We start from the raw sequence: 16,260 nt of genomic DNA, 5'->3' as shown, positions 1-16,260 counted from the left end.
GCCAATGCCGACGACGGCCCGCTGCCACGGATGTGCCTGTTCACACGTGCTCGTGGGGCCGGTAGAGAGTGCGGTCGGGGGTGAGGATGACGGTGGCGTCGGTCAGGCCGTTCCAGTGGTGGCCGCGGCCGTTGTAGCGGGGGGTGAGGTAGGACCATTCGAGGTTTCCGGCGATCATCGCCTCCAGCGCGTCCAGGTACGCGCGCAGGCTGCTGTCCTGGTTTGCCGCGCCGGCGCGCAGTGTGGTGGTGAGGTGGTCGAACTCGGTTTCGGTGCGGTGGACGGTCGTGGCGATGCGGTCGACGGCTGCTTGGAGGTCGCCGCCGTTCTCGGCGAGCGCCAGCTGGATCTCGTTCATGGTGTCGCCGCTGTAGAGCTCCTTGCGGTAGGAGAAGACGTCGTTGACGCCGATCCAGTGGCGGGCCACCAGCATGTTGAGGCGCTGTAGTTCGGGAAGCTTCTCCAGGCGGTCGCTGAGGTCGATGCCGAGGCCGAATTCGAGGAGGGGGAAGCAGCATTCCCCGATCGAGCTGTTGCGGTACTTCTCGTAGGTGGGCAGGTCCAGTGCCGCGAGGTCCTTGACGAGGTCACGCTCGGCGTGGCAGGCCTCCAGGAACTCGTGCAAGGTGCGCGCGTAGCGCTGCCACACGCGCGGGGAGGCGAGGGGGAGGGTCTGATCGCGCAGCTCCGCGAATGTCCGGGTGAAGGGGGTGTCCTCGGTGGGCTGTCTGCCGTCGAGGACGGCAGGCAGTTCGTGGATGCCCAGCTCCCGGATTCGCGAGGGTGGTGCCTGGGCGAAGACGTCGTCGATGCTGAACAGGACGTCGATCCAGGCGCAGACCAGTTCGATGCGGTCCTCGCGAGCGTCGGCATAGGTGAGCAGGTTCCACAGGCTGGTGCGGTGTTCCAGGAACGTCTCCAGCTCCTGCCGGCTGTCGTAGGCGTCGCGCAGGAGTGTGGCGAGACGCAGCGCGCAGCGCTCTTCCAACGCCTCGATCCCGGGGCGGCGCCGGGCCGGTGTGAACCGGGGGAAGAGCGGCATCCGGAAGCAGGGGTGCTCCTCGGGCGACCCAGCTATGCCGCCCTCGGGGGCGCCGTCCTCTGCGTGGTCGCAGGTTCTCATCACTGCTCCCGACTGTTGGTTTGGCGCATGGCGGGCGACATCGTGCGGCGGGTTGCAACGAGAGGGCCGGCTTTGGGGGTGAGCAGGAAACGGGGCAGGGGCCGCAACGGGGTGGTGTCGGCCTTGCGCAGTTGCCAGCGGCTGCTGATCCCGGCGAGGGCCAGGATCGTCTCGGTCATGCCGTAATGCTCGCCCAGGCACTTGCGGCGGCCGCCGCCGAAGGCCATGAATGCCTGGCGCTGGGCGGGGGAGATGCGTTCGGGCAGCCACCGGTCCGGGTCCAGATTCTCCGGGTCGGGGAAGACGCCGGGGTCGCGTTGCAGGGCGTAGGGGGAGAGGATCACATCCGCGCCTGCGGGAACGGTGAACCCGGCGAGCACGGTCTCCTCCAGGGCGACACGGCTGAGCATCCAGGTAGGAGGCCACAGCCGCAGCACCTCGGTGAGGACCTGACGGGTGTAGGGCAGGCGCTCGATGTCGGCGAAGGCGGGAGCGCGTCCGGCGAGCTCGCGGTCCAGCTCGGCCCACAGCCGGCTCTCCACGTCCGGGTGGTCGGCCAGGGCGTGCAGTGTCCAGGCGAGGAGGGATGCGGTGGTCTCCACGCCCGCGGCCAGCACCGACAGGACCTGATCACGCACTTCCGTGTCGTCAAGCGGGCGGCCGTCGTCGTCGCCCGCTGCCATCACCAAGGACAGCAAGTCGTCTCCCGGCGCCTCGCCGGCCCGGTACTGCGCGATCACCTCACCAACGGCCAGCTCCAGGCGGACCTGGGCCCGACGGAAACGACGGTTGGCCGGCAGCGGAAAACGATGCAGCAGCGGCCAGGGCACCAGCAACTGGCGGAACATGCCCTCCAGCAACACCGGCAGGGCCGAAGCCATCGTGTCCGCTGCCTTACGGCCGGCCGGGGCCGCGATCAGAGTTCGAGCCACCACTTGTGCCGCCAGCCCGTACATGCGCGCTTCCACATCCAGCAGCTCACCCTCACGCCACCCGCCGACCGCCTGCGCGGCGCACTCAGCCATCACCGCGGAATACCGGGCCACCTGGTCGCGGTGGAACGCCGGCCTCATCACCGGCTGCTGACGCCGGTGATCGGCGTTGCTGCAGGTGATCACACCATTGCCGACCAGGACCCGCGCCGTGTCCATGAACGGCCCGCCCTTGTCGAACACCGACGACACCAGCACCCGGTGGGCCGCCTCGGCCGCATTGACCACGTACACCACACGCCCGGCCAGTTGCACCCTCACTACCGCCGGCCCTCCCCGCAGAGAGCTGAGAAAGGCGAGGGGATCACGCACCATCTGCGCCACGTGACCCAACCACGGCACACCACCCTGAACCTGCTGAACCTGCTGATCACCCACGGCGCCAACTCCCCCCGACTTCGGCAGCACATCGAACGGCAACCGCCCGCGCGGTCGCAGGCGGGACACAGAACCGTTCCCTCCCCTGCAGGCACACCCGTACCGCGCACTCCGCAAACGAGGTGCCCACCAGGCAGCCGCTCATCCGTGCACGTGGGGGCGCACGACAGCACTCCCGCAGCGCACATTCACGCCCCCGCCCCCTCCGCTGTCGGGCGCGTCCGGTCACACACAGCGGTGCACTCGCGGCCTGGGCGGCGAAGGACAGGACCGTGGAGTACCGGCGCAAGCCGACGCGCGACGCGGTGTGGTCGCCCCCCGAGCCTTCGCGTGGTGGGCACGCCGTTCGGCCGTCGTACCGCCGGTTTCGGCCTTGCCTCGTTTCCGCAGGTCACAGCCCACCCGAACCCACCGAGACTTCATTCGAACAGTTGGCGGATCGTATGGGGGACCCCCGTGCCGCAGGACATCCACTTCGAGCTCGCCTTCCCGTTAGCGGTCAGCCCGGATCTGGACGGCGCTCGGCTGCGGAACCTCCGCTGGGTGCAGGGCCAGGGCCTGATCACCAGCCGCGAGTCGTTGCACTGGTACGCGTCGTGGGACATGCCGTCTCTGGCCGCTTACGGATTCCCCTACGCCCTTGGCCCGCAGCTGGATTTGTGCACCGATGATGGCCTTCTTCTTCGTCTTCGACGACCAGCTCGACGGCCCCCTCGGACGGGCCCCCGACCGAGTCGCCGCGCTCTGCCAGAACTTGATCGACCTCGTCCACGGCGCAGCCCCCCGGAGTGCCCCGCGGACGCGTGATTCCCGCGGGCCCCGCGCGCATGGCTGAAACAGCCCCGTACCGGCCCCACTTGGTGAGCGCGGTTGTTTGGCGAACGCCTAACTGAGTAGGCGTACATCTGTGCGTCCGCCGATTTCCGTCGTGGTCTAGTTACCCCTGGTCCATACGTGGTGACGCGGCGTACGGATCCTCCGCCGACGACGCCGTCGCGCCACGCGGCGTCCCCATCGACCTCAGGAGCACCATGACCCCGATCCTCTTCGTCTATGCCAAGGGCGGCCCTCCTTTGGAGTACGCGGTCCCGCGCATGGCCGCCCACGCCGAGGTGCACGTCCTGGCGCTCGCGCCGCTGCCCCGGATCACCGAGTCGGTGTGGCTGCCCGGGTGCGCGTCGGTCACCACCGCCCCGCCGGGGGAGGGGGTGGAACTGGTCGATCTGATCTGCTCCCACGCCCGCCGCGTCGGTGCCGAGGCGCTGCTGACCCTGTCGGAGTACGCGGTGGTGGCCGTCGCCCACGCGAGCCTGCGGCTCGGTCTGCGCGGCGCCGGCGAACGGGTCGCGGGGGCGCGGGACAAGCGTCTGATGCGCCGGATCTGGCGTGACGCCGGGGTGCCCGTTCCGGGGTTCGCCGAGGTCCACGCTCCGGAGGACATCACGGCCGCCTTCGAAACCCTGAGGCCGCCACTTCTTCTGAAGGCGGCCTGGAGCGCGGGTTCCACGGCCCATCTCACCGTGTGGAACGAGCAGCAGGCCGAGGAGGCCTGGAAGACCGGACGTTCCGTCATGGAAGCTTCCTCCGCACAGGGTTACGCGGAACTGCACGCCGCCGACGAGGGCGTCAACGATTTCCTGCTGGAGGAGATCGTGACTGGAGAGGCGTCCGACTGGTTCGACGGGGACGGGTGGGGCGACTACGTCAGCGTGGAGGGGATCGTCGCCGACGGCCGCTACCACCCGCTGTGCATCACCGGGCGGATGCCGACCATCGCGCCCTTCACCGAGCGGGCGAGCCTGGCTCCGGCCGCCCTGCCGATCGACTTGCAGCAGCGGATCGAGGAGGTATCGCGCGCGGCCGTGGACGCGCTCGGACTCGACACCTGCGCCACCCACACCGAGATCAAACTCGGCGCGGAGGGGGCCATGTGGCTGATCGAGACAGCGGCCCGATTCGGTGGGGTGATGACCACCCGGCAGGTGGAGACCGTCTTCGGGCTCGACATGATCGGCATGTTGGTGTGCCAGCTGCTCGGCCGTGAGGTCGCCTACCCGGAGCGGATGCTGACAGAGGGCGGGCGCGGGGGCGCGGGTGCGGGCGCCGCCGGATCGCTCGTCGTCTTCGCCGTCGACCCCGAGGGCAGGCCCTGGACCGAGCTCCCCGCCTGGGACTTCGAGGTCGTCGACTGGCCCTCCCTGGTCGCACCGGGATCCCGCGTGGAACTGGTGCTCGAACACAGCCTCGCGCCGGGCAGCCCGGTCCCGCCGTACGAGGAGGCGGGAGGAGCCAATTCCATGGCCGCCCTGTGCTTCCTCACCGCCGAATCCGGGCAGGAGCTGCTGGCGGACTGCGGCCGCATCCTCGCGGCCCTGCCGAACGCCCTCGCCGCCCCGCGCGTCGCCCCCCACACCCCCGCCCCCACCGAGCCCTCCGCCCTGTCCGTCGACCGCTCGACGCTCGGGGGCACCGCATGACGAACGCCGGAACCACCACTGCCGCGCCGTCCCCCCGGGGCGCCGCCGTGGACACCCTGCTCACGCTCCCCCTGTTCGAGCAGCTGGCCGGGGTGCTGGGCGGGCACCCGTACGTGAAGGTCGTCGTGGACCGCGACCAGGGCCTCTGGCACGTCCTCGACAGCGCCGTGCACTCCTTCCACGTCAACTACATAGCCACCGAGATCCAGGGGCTGACCCTCGAGCAGCTCGACGCCGAACTCGACCGCTTCAACCATGACGTCTACCAGGACCCCGCACGGCGCTTCCTGCTCGGTGTCCTGTCGCTGCACTCCCGGGGCGGCCCGGAGCGGGACGAGCCGTTCATGGTCCTGGAGACCACCGAGGCCGACACTATGGGCGCGGACCTGTTGATCGAGTTCCACGCCTTCGTACGGGCCCACCTCGATCCCGCCATGGAGCTGCTGCTGAAGCCGGCCAACCACGGACAGGAGAACGCCCTCGCGGCGGTGCCGGAGACCGTGGTGCCCCGTGCGCGGGGTCACGTGCTCCTGGCGACCGCGCCCTTCGTGCCGTTGACGCTCGCCTCGGCCACCGGCCGGCTCCGCGCCTTCGCCTCGGGCGAGGAATACCTGGCCGCCCGCGCGGACCTGACCTGGTACGACATCGTCGCCATGCCGGTGGTCCCCGACGACATCCCGCGGCTCGCCGGTCTGGTCAACGCCCAGCCCACCACGCCGCTGTCGCACACCAACATGCTGGCGGCCGGATGGGGCATCCCCAACGCCATCGTCCGCGGAGTCCTCGACACGATCGCGGACGAGAAGCTGGACGGTGCGTGGGTCCGCTACGAGGTCACCGCCGGCGGGTTCACCATCGAGCGCGCCGAGGAGCCGTCGGACCTCGCCGAGCCGACGTGGCACACGCAGCGGGTGCGCCTCGACGCGCCGCACGTGACGGATGTACCGCTCGTGCCGCTGTCCGCGCTGCGCGCCGGCGACCGCAACCGTTACGGCACCAAAGCGGCCAACCTCGGGGAACTGCACCACGTACTGCGCCATGGATCGGGCCGACTGACCGGCTACTACTCCGTGCCCCGCCCGCCCCGGGCCGACCTGCTAGGCCACCTGGGAGCCCGGCTGGGGATGCCCGAGGACGGCGATCTCGCCCAGCACGCGAGCGAGTTCCTGACCCGGCACGTCCAGGCGCCGGCAGGCATCGCCATCCCCTTCTCCGTCCAACAGCGCTTCCTGGACTCCTCGCCGGCCGTGCAACAGAGCATCGGCAAGCTGAAGATGGCCCTGGAGCTGAACTCCATGGACGCCGCGGACACGGTCTGCCTCCAATTGCAGCACCTGGTGCGCACCCTCCCGGTGCCGGAGGACCTGGTGCACGCCCTGGACACACAGCTGGTCGAGCACCTGGCGGGCACGGGCCGCTTCGCCGTGCGGTCCTCCTCGAACGCCGAGGACCTGCCGGGATTCTCCGCTGCCGGGATCTACGAGTCCCACACCAAGGTCACCGATCTGCCCGGGCTGCTGGACGCCATCCGCCAGGTATGGGCCTCGCTGCTCTCCCCACGCAGCGTGCGGCTGCGCCACCAGGCCGGCATCTCCCTGGACGACACCTACATGGGGGTGATCGTCCAGCGCTACGAGCCCTCCCCGCTCGGAGGCGTCATGGTCACTTGCAATCCGACCAACCGGGCCGATTTCCGCAACGTGTACCTCAACTGCGCGCACGGATCCACGGCCGATGTCGTCGACGGCCGGACGATGCCCCTGCAGTACCTGTACAACACGGTCGAGGGCGGCGGCCGCACGATCTCGCTGGGCGCGGCCACCGAGGACCTGCCGCAGGACACGCGGGCCCACCTGGGCCGGCTGGCTCTGGCGGGCCGCCTGCTCCAGTCCCATTACGCCACGGACTACACCTTCGCGGGGCCGCTCGACATCGAATGGCTGCTCGCGCCGGGAGGCGCGCTCCACATCCTTCAACTGCGCCCGTACAGCGCCTGACCCGTCCCTACTTCCACGCATACCGCCCCACCCACAGGTCCCACCCGAAGGTCACCCATGCCCATCTCCCTGCGCACGCGCGTGAAACGCCGCGTCCGTCCGCCCGCCGCGGTGCTCCGCGTGATCCGACTGAACAACGGGTTCCAGCTGTTGTTCAACCTGCTGTGGTGGATGCCGGTCTTCTACCAGTACCAGAAGCAGGCGGGCCTGTCGGACAGTCAGATCTTCGGCATCCAGAGCGTCTACTACGTGGCGTTCTGCCTGCTGGAGATACCCACCGGCTTCATCGCCGACCGCATCGGACAGCGCCGCTGCATGCAGCTCGGGGCGGCCGCGATGACCGCGGCGAACCTCATCCCGGTCGCCTCGCCGTCCTTCGCGGGCTTCATGGCGCATTTTCTGGCCATCGCCGCCGCCCGCTCCCTGGTGTCGGGGGCCTCCAGCGCCTACCTGTACGAGTACCTGCACGAGCACGGCGCGGACGATCACTACGTACAGGCCGAGGGCACCGCCCGGGCGCTGGGCCTCTGGGCGAAGATCGCCTGCTGGCCGCTGGTCGGCGTCCTGATGCAGGTCCGGCACGAGGCCCCTTACGTGCTGACCGCGCTCTCCACGCTCGGTTCCCTGGCCTGTGCAGCGGCCCTTCCGGCGATCGCGGCCCTCCCCGCGATCGCGGCGCCCCGTGGGGGCGGTCACTCGCCCGCCGAGCGCGTCGGTCTCCTCGACTCGGCCCGCCAGGCCGCGAAGGTGCTCCGAACGTCACGGTCCCTCGGACCCCTGATGGTGCAGGGCGTGGCCGTGTTCACGCTCGCCCGCATCTGCCAGGTCAACCTCTTCCAACCGCTGCTCCTCGAAAAGCACCTTCCCGTCGCCGACCACGGTGCGGTGCTGTCGGCGATGACTGTCGCCGAGGCCGTGGGTTCGGCCAGAACCGGCTGGTTGCGCGGCAGGCTGTCCGATACCACCGTGGTGACCGTCCTCAGCGTGGTCATGGCACTCACGCTCGCGGCCACCACGCTGTCGGGGAGCTGGGGCACGATCCTGTGGCTGTGCGTATTCGCCGCCGCGGCGGGCCTCGCGTACCCGGTGCAACGCAACCTGATCAACTCGGCCATCCCGCCGACCCCCTACCGGGCGACCCTGCTGTCGGTGGAATCCATCATCGACCGCGGCGTGTGCGCGCTGGTGGCGCTGGCGGTCGGAGCCTACCTGGCGGCGGACCACCTCGACGCGCTCCTCGTGCACGCGGCGGCGGGCACCTGTCTGCTGCTGCTCGTCGTGGGCGTCCTCCTGGGGCGGCTGCGTCGGGACGGGGCACGTCCGGCCGCCGATCAGTCCTGATACGGCGGGACGGCCGCGCGCGGCGGCCAGACCCTGGTGTCGAGGATGCCGAGGGTGTAGGCGCGCGCCACCAGGGCCGGGCGCGAGTCCGCGTCGAGCGCGACGCGCAGCCGGCGCAGGTGGTAGTCCAGGGCCTGGCGCGAGAGTCCCAGGTCGGTGGCGATGGATCCGTTGGAGCGGCCACCCGCCATGAGCGAGAGGACCCGCAGTTGCACGGGGCTGACCGGGACGGGGGCGCCGAACTCGACGCTGCGCGAGGTCAGTACGGCCGCGACCCGGTCGGGATCCCCCCGGCGCCTGACCACCGCGAGATCCGCGCGGAGCACGATGCTCTCGCCGGAGGCCGTGCCGCAGACCACGGAACACGTGCGCCGGGAGGCCTTGTCGGCGACGAGGTCCGCCCACGCGTGCCGGACCGCCCGAAGGTCCCCGCGCAGGTGCCCGATGGCGCGGCTGCCCTCCAGGGAGGCGCGGTCACCCCCGAGTAATTCCGCGACTCCTCCACTGACCCGCTGTACGCGGCCCCGCAGGTCCAGGGTCACGATCGCCAGGCCCGAACGCTCCCACAGCGCGTGGAGTTCCTCCACGGCGGCGGCCTTGTCCTCTAGGGCCCGGGCCTGGTCGGTGACGTCCGTGTAGATGCCGCCCACGCGGGGGCCCCGGCCGAGGTCCAGGACGAACCGGTGTCCGGTCACCTGGCGGGGCGTCCCGTCGGGGTGCCGGAAGACGAGGGTGTGACGCACGGGACGGCGCGACGACAGCACGTCGCGGTCCAATGCCCGGAACATGGCGGCGTCGTCGGGGGCGTCGATCTCCTCGACCGTCCGGCCGACCACGGCATACGGATCCATGCCGTAGAGGTGGGCGTAGGCGGCGTTCACCCACAGGTACCGGCCCTGTCCGTCGCGGATGAAGGCGGCCGCAGGGGCGTACGAGGCGAGGGCCTCGAACCACCGCGCCGCTTCCGCGGTGTCCTGGTGCCCGCCCGCGGCCCGCGCAGACTCCCCGCCCCCGCCGACCGCCGACCGTACCTGCCCAGGTTCGTTCTTCGCGTACATGCCTGCTTCTGTCACTCGGGTTGCGGCTGATGCTGTGGGGGAGAGGTCAACTTAGCCGGTTTTGAGAGAGGTTGCGCGCACGGAAACCGGAATGGCCGGTACCACCTCCCTGGCGCGGGCCGGCACCCGAGGTCTCCAATCAGGCCGGCACCGCGCCTGACCCCCGTGCCGCCGGAGAAAGCCGACAGCGAGTCGCACACCGCGGCTTTGAACACGGTGCACATGTCGATCGCGACCACCTGGATCCCGGCTCGCCACTGGCGAGTCCGGGCGCCGCTCCACGCCGACACGCTCGCCGCGGTGAGGCCTTCGACCTGCCCCAGCAGCCCGGCGCCGCCGACCAGGTCAACCAGCCCGACATGCCACCGGTCGGCGACGACTTCTCCGATCTGACCTCTGTCGGGCGCCTCGACCAGGCGGAACTTCGCCTTCCCGCATCGGGTCTCGTCGATCCCCAGGTGCGTCGCTGGCGGCGTGTCCTTCGGTAGCGCAGCCACGGCCGCGGCCGTGAACGCGGTGTTCGCCGCCGGCCACGACACCTCGAAGTAAGAGCATCACCAGCAGTACGCAGTCGCCCCGTTTGGTAAGCAGGTGATGACCGGGAAGCCAGATCACACCCCGTATGGGTCGCTGAGGGCGAAGCGGACCGGGCCGAGCAGCCGGTGGGCCAGCCCGGGGACTTTGTCCGTGATCGCGAGGGCTGCGCCAGCGAGCGCGACGGTCTTCTGCTCGTCGGAAAAGCTTCGGATCTTCTTTCCAGAAAGCCGTCGTGGTCACCGCTGCGAGCGTGTAGGGCTCGATCGTCGGCCAGACCCTCATCAACCGGGTCGCAGCCGAGCATCCCCCAATCCGCAAGACCTGCGTCGACGGTGGCTACCGCCAGCACCTCGTCGAGTACGCAGCCACCCTCGGCATCGACATGCACATCATCCGCCGCGACCACGCCACCAGGAGATTTGCCGTCCTGCCCCGTCGTTGGACCGTTGAGGGAACCCTTGGCTGGCTCATGAACCACCGCTGCCCGGCCCGCGACTACGAAGCCTGCCCACACCGTTCCGCAGCCGTGATCCACCTCGCGATGATCAACCTCATGACCCGCAGACTCACCGCCGAATCCACCCTCACCTGGCGCGGAGCATGAACCATCCTAATCCCGGCAATTTGGGTTGAAACAACGGGATGAAGCGACCTCCGGGGACGAAGTGCTTCGAAGTGGCCGTCGCCGTCGGCTGCAGGGCCCCGGGCGCCTACGGTGCGGCCGGCGATCGGAGCGCCGAGATCCACACGCTGTTCCAGCTGGCACCGGCCTGCTGGTGGCCGGCCAGGAGCAGTCGGCTGTTCCGGTCCTGGGGCCGCTTCTCACGGCGTGTCGGCAGACGGTAGACCGCCCGCGCGAAGCGCAGGCGCTCCTGCTGCTCGGAGCCACGCTCGTCGACCTCGGCTCGTACTGGGAGGCCATCGGCATCACGGAGTCGGCGCCCAGCCTGTGCCGCGCGCTCGGTGACCTCGACGGAGCGGAACTGGCACCGGAGCAGCGGCAGATCGCCTTGCGCCCTGGGCAGCGGCTGGGGGCGGTGGTGGGGGGCGGCGCCGGTGAGACGACCCTGTGAGAGACTCTGCGGCACGTGCATGTCATGGACCGGACAATCGTGCACTCTCCCGGTGCACAAGAAGAAGGGCTGGGACACCATGAATGGATTCGCCTCCAAGGGTTTGGGCCGGGCGAGCCTCGCGCTCGGTGCGGCCCTGGCGTCGACCGTGCTCTGCGCCACCGTGAGTGCGGCGGCGCCCGGGGGAGCGGGCGGGGTCGCGGGTACGGACTCCGTCGCGAGTACGGTCGGCGAACGCGCCTGCCCCGTCGTGTACTTCGACCTGGGTGAGACCTTGGTGCACACCGCTGACGACGGCGCCATCACTTACAAGTCCGGAGCGGCCTCATATCTGCGGGCCTTGCGCGAGCGCCACATCACAATCGGCTTGATCACCAACGTGCCGCCTTCCTGGGGCGCGACCGACGCGGAGCGAGCCGCCAGGCTGAAGAAGGAAGTCGACGCTACGTGGAAGGGCCCCGCGCCCTTCGCATGGGAGGACTTCGACGGGCGGATCCTCACCCCCCGCACCGAGGAGGAGCGCAAACCGGCCCCCGCTCTCTGGCAGCGCGCGAGGGCCGAGGCGGGAAACTGCCGCCTCGTCTACCAGGCGGAAACGGCCGAAGAGGTCGAGGTCGCCGCCTCACAGGGCTATGTGCCCTACCAGGTCGGACAGCCCCACCGGCCCTCGTTCCTCCCGGTCGGGCTGGTCCAACTCCTCGGCCACCGCTCCTCCTGAGAGGTCGTTTTCGTCTGTTGTTTCATCCTGGAATGGCATGCTTGGTGGCTCTCTTCGGGTCGCGCCAGGAGATACTGTTCTCGCTGGTGAGGCGGCGGGCCGTGAGGTCGGTCATCGCGAGGTGAATCAGAGCTTCGGAGCGGGTGGGCCAGGGTTTCGTAGTCGCGGGCCAGGCGCCGTTGGAGCATGAGCCAGCCATAAGTTGGCTCGACCGCCCACCGCTTCGGGATGGGGGTGAAGCCCCTGGTCCCGGGCTTGCGGGCGGTGATCTCCATGTCGATGCCGAGAGTGGCGGCGTGCTCGACAAGGCGCTGGCGGTAGCCGCCGTCGACCCACACCTTGCGAACGCGGGGGTGGTCGGCGGCGACTTGGTCCATGAGCCGTGTGCCGGCGATGGAGTCCTGCACGCTCGCCGCGGTGACCAGCACGGCGAGGAGAAGTCCGAGGGTCTCGGTGACGATGTTCCGCTTCCTGCCGACGATCTTCTTCCCGGCGTCGATGCCCTGGCTGGAGGCGGGGCACGCTGGTGGGGGTCTTGACGCTCTGGGCGTCGATGACGCAGGCCGATGGCTCTGCGTCCCGGCCTTCCTTCTCCCGCAGGGTCTGCCTGAGCAGGCCGTTGAGCTGGGCGAACACGCCCTCGTCGGCCCATTTGGCGAAGTAGCCGTAAACGGTGTTCCAGTGCGGGAAATCGTGCGGTAGATAGCGCCACTGGACTCCCGTGCGGTCCACGTACAAGATCGCGTCCATCGAGTGCCATGCGGCGGTCCACGAGCTTCTGGCCGAGGGCGAATCACTCAACGCCATTTCCCGTCGTCTCGGCCTGGCCTTTCGTACTGTCCGCCGGTTCGCTCGCTCGCGGACCGCCGACGAACTCCTGGCCGGAGCTATCCACCGCCCAGCAAGCTCGACGAGTACAAGCCCTACCTGACCCGCCGATGGAACGAGGGGTGCCGGGATGCTGCCCGGCTCCACGAAGAGATCCAGACCGACGGATGGAACGGCGCCGCGCACGGTCCGGCGATACCTGAGCACCTTCCGTGGGCACGCTGCCGCCGAACCGGCCCCAGCCCCGCCACCGAAGCCCCGCCATCTGACCACCTGGATCATGTCCCACCCTGACAGCGTGGCCCCGGACGACGCTGTCCGCCTCAAGGCAGTTCTTGAGGGGTGCACCGAGCTCCGCGCCCTCGTCGGGCACGTCCGGGACTTCGCCCAGATGATGACCAACCAGGAAGGACACCGACTCAACGACTGGATCGCCGCAGCCGCGGCGGGCCAACTGCCAGACCTCTGTTCCTTCGCCCGTGGCCTGCGGCACGACCACGCAGCAGTCTCCGCCGGGCTCACGTTGTCCCATAGTTCCGGCGCGGTGGAGGGCACGGTCAACAAAATCAAGATGCTGAAACGGCAGATGTTCGGGCGAGCGAACTTCGACCTCCTGCGAATCCGGGTCCTGCACGCTCTTTGATCTACGGACCGGCACGAGGGCATCAGTGCCGGACACGAGCTTGCGTCAGGTGGCCGGACGCCGGCCGGTGCCCAGGAAACGTGTGACGGAGGAGTCGAGGAAGCTGCCGAACTCCTCCGGGGTAGTGATCTGCGGGCATTCGGTGGTGACCTCGTCGGTCAGGGCATCGCGGTCTGCCCAGCCGCCTCGGTACAGGACAAGGTGCAGCTCGGTCCAACCGTCGGTACCCAGGATGCGCACGCCGATCGAATCCGGGTCGGCGACGAGGGCCCGGTCGGTCTCCAGCCGCTGAGGCCAGAGAGCGGCCTCGTCCCGCCAGGTGATCGGTCTGGGACTGAGTCCGGACGCGGTCCAGGCGAGAAGGCGTGCAGTGATCTCGGCGGCGGCTTGGTCAAGGTCGATGACCTGGTACATGGAGCGATCTTCGTTTGGTAGAGCTCAACCACGAAGTGCTGACTGTGCTCTCATGACAGACGACACGAGGAAGGCACACACGGTTACAACCGTCACAAGATCAGTGCCAGAGCCCGAGAGTGTCAGTGGTTGGTGACACGGTTGTGGCAGTGGGCGGCTTCGTCGTACCTCTGCGCGCGTAAGGGGGGGGGCCTCCCCCAAGGCCGGGTAGTTAACGTTTTCGCAGGTCACGCAAGTTGGCCTGGGGACCATGGTGTTGCGGCGTAGAGGCCGGGGCCGAGCTTGTGGATGAGGCCGCTGATGGCCCACCGGTTCAGTTGTCTGTACATGGTCTCCAGGGTGACGTCGCCGAAGCGGGCGGCGATTTCACGGGGCTGCCACAGGCGCGTGGGTTCTTCCTGGAGCAGGGCCAGGATGCGGTGTCGGCGTCGTGCGGCGGGGGCGGCGTGCCGGTCGTCCCGGGAGGCTGTGGGCGGCACGGTTGCCTGATCGACGGGTTCGAGGACGGTGATGTCGAGACGGGTGACGGTGCGGCTGGTATCGGGTCGGCCGTCGGCGTGGCGCTCGCTGTAGCGGGACATCGGTGATTTGACCTTGCGGGTGCTGACCCGTTGCCGCCTGGCAGGGAGCAAGCCGGTCAGGATCCGGCGGCCGATCGCCCCGAGGAGGGTGTCCGGGTCGGTGTCCGCGGTGGTGATGCCGGTGGCCTGGATCACCTGGTCCCGGGCGGTGTGGAACGCGATGCTGAAACAGCAGCGGTCCGGGTCGGTGCCGGGGAGAGACTCGGCGGCGTCGACCATCACGGTGCGCAGGGCCTGGTAGAGGGTGAGCAGGGACCACATCTCCTGCTCGATGCCTGCCCGGTCACCCGAGCGCAGGTTGCGCCCGTTCATGATCGTGTGGCGGAGCGCGTAGTACGCGGATTCGTGTTCCCACCGCTGGTGATAGAGGCCCACCAGCGCGGTGGCGGGGTAGCGGCGGGCGTCGGTCAAGGTCGTGACCAATCGGTAGGACCCGGTAAAGGACGTGCCGTCCGCGCAGGTCACGGCGATCTGCGCGTCGATGACCCGTACTTTCACGGTGCCGATCACCGACAGGTAGGAGCCATCGACGAGGCGGGTGAGAACCGGCGTGCGTCGGTTGCTGCGGAGCCGGCCCAGGACCTGGGCGCCGGTCTCGGTCACCTTTGCGAGGAAGGCGTTGCTGTCGAATCCCTTGTCCCACAGCACCAGCATGTGCGGCCGCAGCAGATGCAGCAGTCGGCCGGCGTAGCTTGTCTCGCCCTCGGCGGTCGGGCCGAACACCGCGCCGACCAGGGCCCGGGTGCCGGTCTCGATCAGCGTCATCAACTCCAGCGTCGGATAGCCATGATGGGAAGTCCTGCCCAGCCAGGCCCGGTTCCGCTCGGAATCGGGAACCCTCAGCGAACTGCAGCCGTCGAACGATACGGTCCGGTACGGACCGAAACGCACCCCTGGGGTCGTCGGCTGGGCCAGCGGCCCGGCCAGCACCTCGAACAACGCCCGCACCGGCGCGCTGCCGAGTCTCCGGCGCAGGTCACGCAACGCTTTCGCCGACGGACAGACCACCGGCATCCCGGACAGGCCGGCGGTCAGCTTGTCCCAGACGAGCCGGTAGCCGACCTCGGGGAACAGGCACATCGCGAGCAGGAAGTAGACCCCGACCCGCGACGGAAGATCACGCAGCCTCCGCTGCACCGTCCGTGTCTCCGCGAGGACCGCGTCCACGAGCTCGAACGGCACGACGGCGGTCAGCTCCCCCAGATGGCCGGGCGCGAACCGGCCCGCGGCCACGGTGACCGTTCGGGTGATGGCCGTCAGTGCAGACGGCAGGACACAATGGCGGGGCAACGGAGCTCCTTCGAGACAAGCTGTCTTGGTCGACTGCCTGTACCAACGAGCTCCGTTGCTCTGCGTCAAAAATCCTTCAACTCACTTGCGTGACCTGCGAAAACGTTAACTACCCGGCCTTGGGGCCTCCCCCTGAGTGGTGGACACGCTGATAATGGATCTTGATTGATCCGGAGGAAGCGAGAAGACCACCGATGGCGTTGAAGGACTATTCGGACGAGTTCAAGGCCGATGCCGTGGCCCTGTACGAGTCCACGCCCGGGGCGACGTACAAGAGCATCGCCGCTGACCTGGGCGTCAACCGGGCGACCCTGCGCGAGTGGGTGCTGCGGGACCGCACGCGCCGTGGCGTCGCCGCTGCGAGTGTGAAGCCGGCCGTCGGCCACCGGGCGGCGGTTACGCCCAGTGATCCGGAGGAGCGGGTCCGACAGCTGGAAGCACGGGTGGCGGAACTCGAGGCCAGTGGGCGCAAGCTCGCCACCGAGCGGGACATCCTCCGCAAGGCGGCCAAGTATTTCGCCGGAGAGACGAACTGGTGACCAGCCGCTTCCAGTTCGTCGACGACCACCGGGCCACCTTTGAGGTGAAGCGGCTCTGCCAGGTCCTGGACGTCAACCGGTCCAGCTACTACAAGTGGCTCGCCGGCGCCGAGACACGGGCCGCCCGGCAGCGCGAGGACGAGGTCCTGGCCGGGGAGATCCGCCAGGTCCACGGCGAGTCCGGCGGCGCCTACGGCTCCCCACGCGTGACCGCCGAGCTCCGCGACAAAGGGCGGCAGGTCAACGAGAAGCGGGTCGCCCGGATCATGCG

The 16,260-nt window shown here is 69.3% G+C and carries 14 protein-coding genes and 2 pseudogenes; 9 read left to right on the top strand and 7 right to left on the bottom strand.

Features of this window, described 5'->3' with window-relative positions:
• Positions 1-40 precede the first annotated feature (40 nt).
• Positions 41-1,123 (bottom strand): hypothetical protein, encoded by a 1,083-nt coding sequence (locus tag ABZY44_RS11525; protein ID WP_356652411.1) that lies wholly within the window; start codon positions 1,121-1,123, stop codon positions 41-43.
• Positions 1,123-2,493 (bottom strand): cytochrome P450, encoded by a 1,371-nt coding sequence (locus ABZY44_RS11520; RefSeq protein WP_356652409.1) that lies wholly within the window; start codon positions 2,491-2,493, stop codon positions 1,123-1,125. The genes ABZY44_RS11525 and ABZY44_RS11520 overlap by 1 nt, the downstream gene beginning before the upstream one ends.
• A 1,031-nt stretch (positions 2,494-3,524) precedes the next feature.
• Between ABZY44_RS11520 and ABZY44_RS11515 the strand changes: the two genes are divergently transcribed.
• From ABZY44_RS11515 to ABZY44_RS11505, 3 genes are read left to right on the top strand one after another with little or no spacing between them, the layout of a single operon-like run.
• Positions 3,525-4,970, top strand: a complete 1,446-nt coding sequence (locus tag ABZY44_RS11515; RefSeq protein ID WP_356652407.1) for an ATP-grasp domain-containing protein — start codon at positions 3,525-3,527, stop codon at positions 4,968-4,970.
• On the top strand, positions 4,967-6,967 hold the full coding sequence (locus tag ABZY44_RS11510) for a PEP/pyruvate-binding domain-containing protein (protein ID WP_356652405.1): 2,001 nt from the start codon (positions 4,967-4,969) through the stop codon (positions 6,965-6,967). Before ABZY44_RS11515 ends, ABZY44_RS11510 begins: the two co-directional genes overlap by 4 nt.
• Positions 6,968-7,024: 57 nt before the next feature.
• Positions 7,025-8,308 carry an MFS transporter gene (locus ABZY44_RS11505; protein WP_356652403.1) on the top strand — a complete coding sequence of 428 codons (1,284 nt, stop codon included), beginning with the start codon at positions 7,025-7,027 and terminating at the stop codon, positions 8,306-8,308.
• Here ABZY44_RS11505 and ABZY44_RS11500 read toward each other — a convergent pair.
• Positions 8,299-9,366, bottom strand: a complete 1,068-nt coding sequence (locus tag ABZY44_RS11500; protein WP_356652401.1) for a PAS domain S-box protein — start codon at positions 9,364-9,366, stop codon at positions 8,299-8,301. The two genes, ABZY44_RS11505 and ABZY44_RS11500, sit on opposite strands and share 10 nt — an antisense overlap.
• A gap of 11 nt (positions 9,367-9,377) precedes the next feature.
• The gene (locus ABZY44_RS11495) at positions 9,378-9,863 is read right to left on the bottom strand and encodes a hypothetical protein (protein ID WP_356652399.1); all 486 of its coding nucleotides are present in this window, start codon (positions 9,861-9,863) and stop codon (positions 9,378-9,380) included.
• 266 nt (positions 9,864-10,129) lie between these two features.
• Between ABZY44_RS11495 and ABZY44_RS11490 the strand changes: the two are divergent.
• The 3 genes and pseudogenes from ABZY44_RS11490 to ABZY44_RS11480 all read left to right on the top strand — a co-directional run.
• A pseudogene (locus ABZY44_RS11490) lies at positions 10,130-10,507 on the top strand (transposase); the annotation flags it as partial.
• Positions 10,508-10,679: 172 nt separating this feature from the next.
• On the top strand, positions 10,680-10,976 hold the full coding sequence (locus ABZY44_RS11485) for a hypothetical protein (RefSeq protein WP_356652397.1): 297 nt from the start codon (positions 10,680-10,682) through the stop codon (positions 10,974-10,976).
• A gap of 52 nt (positions 10,977-11,028) precedes the next feature.
• A complete protein-coding gene (locus ABZY44_RS11480; RefSeq protein WP_356652395.1) occupies positions 11,029-11,694 on the top strand; it encodes a hypothetical protein in 666 nt (221 codons plus the stop codon).
• 22 nt (positions 11,695-11,716) lie between these two features.
• Here the strand turns inward: ABZY44_RS11480 and ABZY44_RS11475 are convergent.
• Positions 11,717-12,444, bottom strand: a pseudogene (locus ABZY44_RS11475) (IS5 family transposase); the annotation flags it as partial.
• Positions 12,445-12,652: 208 nt separating this feature from the next.
• Here ABZY44_RS11475 and ABZY44_RS11470 point away from each other — a divergent pair.
• Positions 12,653-13,165, top strand: coding sequence for a transposase (locus ABZY44_RS11470; RefSeq protein ID WP_356652393.1), 513 nt, complete (start codon positions 12,653-12,655; stop codon positions 13,163-13,165).
• A 45-nt stretch (positions 13,166-13,210) separates the two neighbouring features.
• Here ABZY44_RS11470 and ABZY44_RS11465 read toward each other — a convergent pair whose 3' ends face one another.
• Together ABZY44_RS11465 and ABZY44_RS11460 are read right to left on the bottom strand one after the other, a co-directional pair.
• Complete coding sequence (locus ABZY44_RS11465) at positions 13,211-13,579, bottom strand: hypothetical protein (RefSeq protein ID WP_356652391.1); 369 nt, start codon at positions 13,577-13,579, stop codon at positions 13,211-13,213.
• 227 nt (positions 13,580-13,806) lie between these two features.
• A complete protein-coding gene (locus ABZY44_RS11460) occupies positions 13,807-15,393 on the bottom strand; it encodes an IS4 family transposase (RefSeq protein ID WP_356652389.1) in 1,587 nt (528 codons plus the stop codon).
• Between the two features lie 251 nt (positions 15,394-15,644).
• Here ABZY44_RS11460 and ABZY44_RS11455 point away from each other — a divergent pair, with 251 nt between their 5' ends.
• Both ABZY44_RS11455 and ABZY44_RS11450 read left to right on the top strand, forming a co-directional pair.
• Positions 15,645-15,989, top strand: coding sequence for a transposase (locus ABZY44_RS11455; protein ID WP_356652387.1), 345 nt, complete (start codon positions 15,645-15,647; stop codon positions 15,987-15,989).
• Positions 15,986-16,260: IS3 family transposase (locus tag ABZY44_RS11450; RefSeq protein ID WP_356652385.1), on the top strand; the 275-nt coding region annotated here is incomplete at its 3' end. The genes ABZY44_RS11455 and ABZY44_RS11450, both read left to right, overlap by 4 nt.

The organism is Streptomyces sp. NPDC006544 (assembly GCF_040611715.1).
GTDB lineage: Bacteria > Actinomycetota > Actinomycetes > Streptomycetales > Streptomycetaceae > Streptomyces.
Note: the sequence above shows the minus strand (reverse complement) of the source record. Positions and strands in the feature narration are given on the sequence as shown.

Coding starts and splice junctions, on each gene's coding strand:
- ABZY44_RS11515 (WP_356652407.1), top strand. CDS start 3,525: ATGACCCCGATCCTCTTCGTCTATGCCAAGGGCGGCCCTCCTTTGGAG.
- ABZY44_RS11465 (WP_356652391.1), bottom strand. CDS start 13,579: ATGTACCAGGTCATCGACCTTGACCAAGCCGCCGCCGAGATCACTGCA.
- ABZY44_RS11455 (WP_356652387.1), top strand. CDS start 15,645: ATGGCGTTGAAGGACTATTCGGACGAGTTCAAGGCCGATGCCGTGGCC.
- ABZY44_RS11510 (WP_356652405.1), top strand. CDS start 4,967: ATGACGAACGCCGGAACCACCACTGCCGCGCCGTCCCCCCGGGGCGCC.
- ABZY44_RS11470 (WP_356652393.1), top strand. CDS start 12,653: ATGCTGCCCGGCTCCACGAAGAGATCCAGACCGACGGATGGAACGGCG.
- ABZY44_RS11525 (WP_356652411.1), bottom strand. CDS start 1,123: ATGAGAACCTGCGACCACGCAGAGGACGGCGCCCCCGAGGGCGGCATA.
- ABZY44_RS11505 (WP_356652403.1), top strand. CDS start 7,025: ATGCCCATCTCCCTGCGCACGCGCGTGAAACGCCGCGTCCGTCCGCCC.
- ABZY44_RS11500 (WP_356652401.1), bottom strand. CDS start 9,366: ATGTACGCGAAGAACGAACCTGGGCAGGTACGGTCGGCGGTCGGCGGG.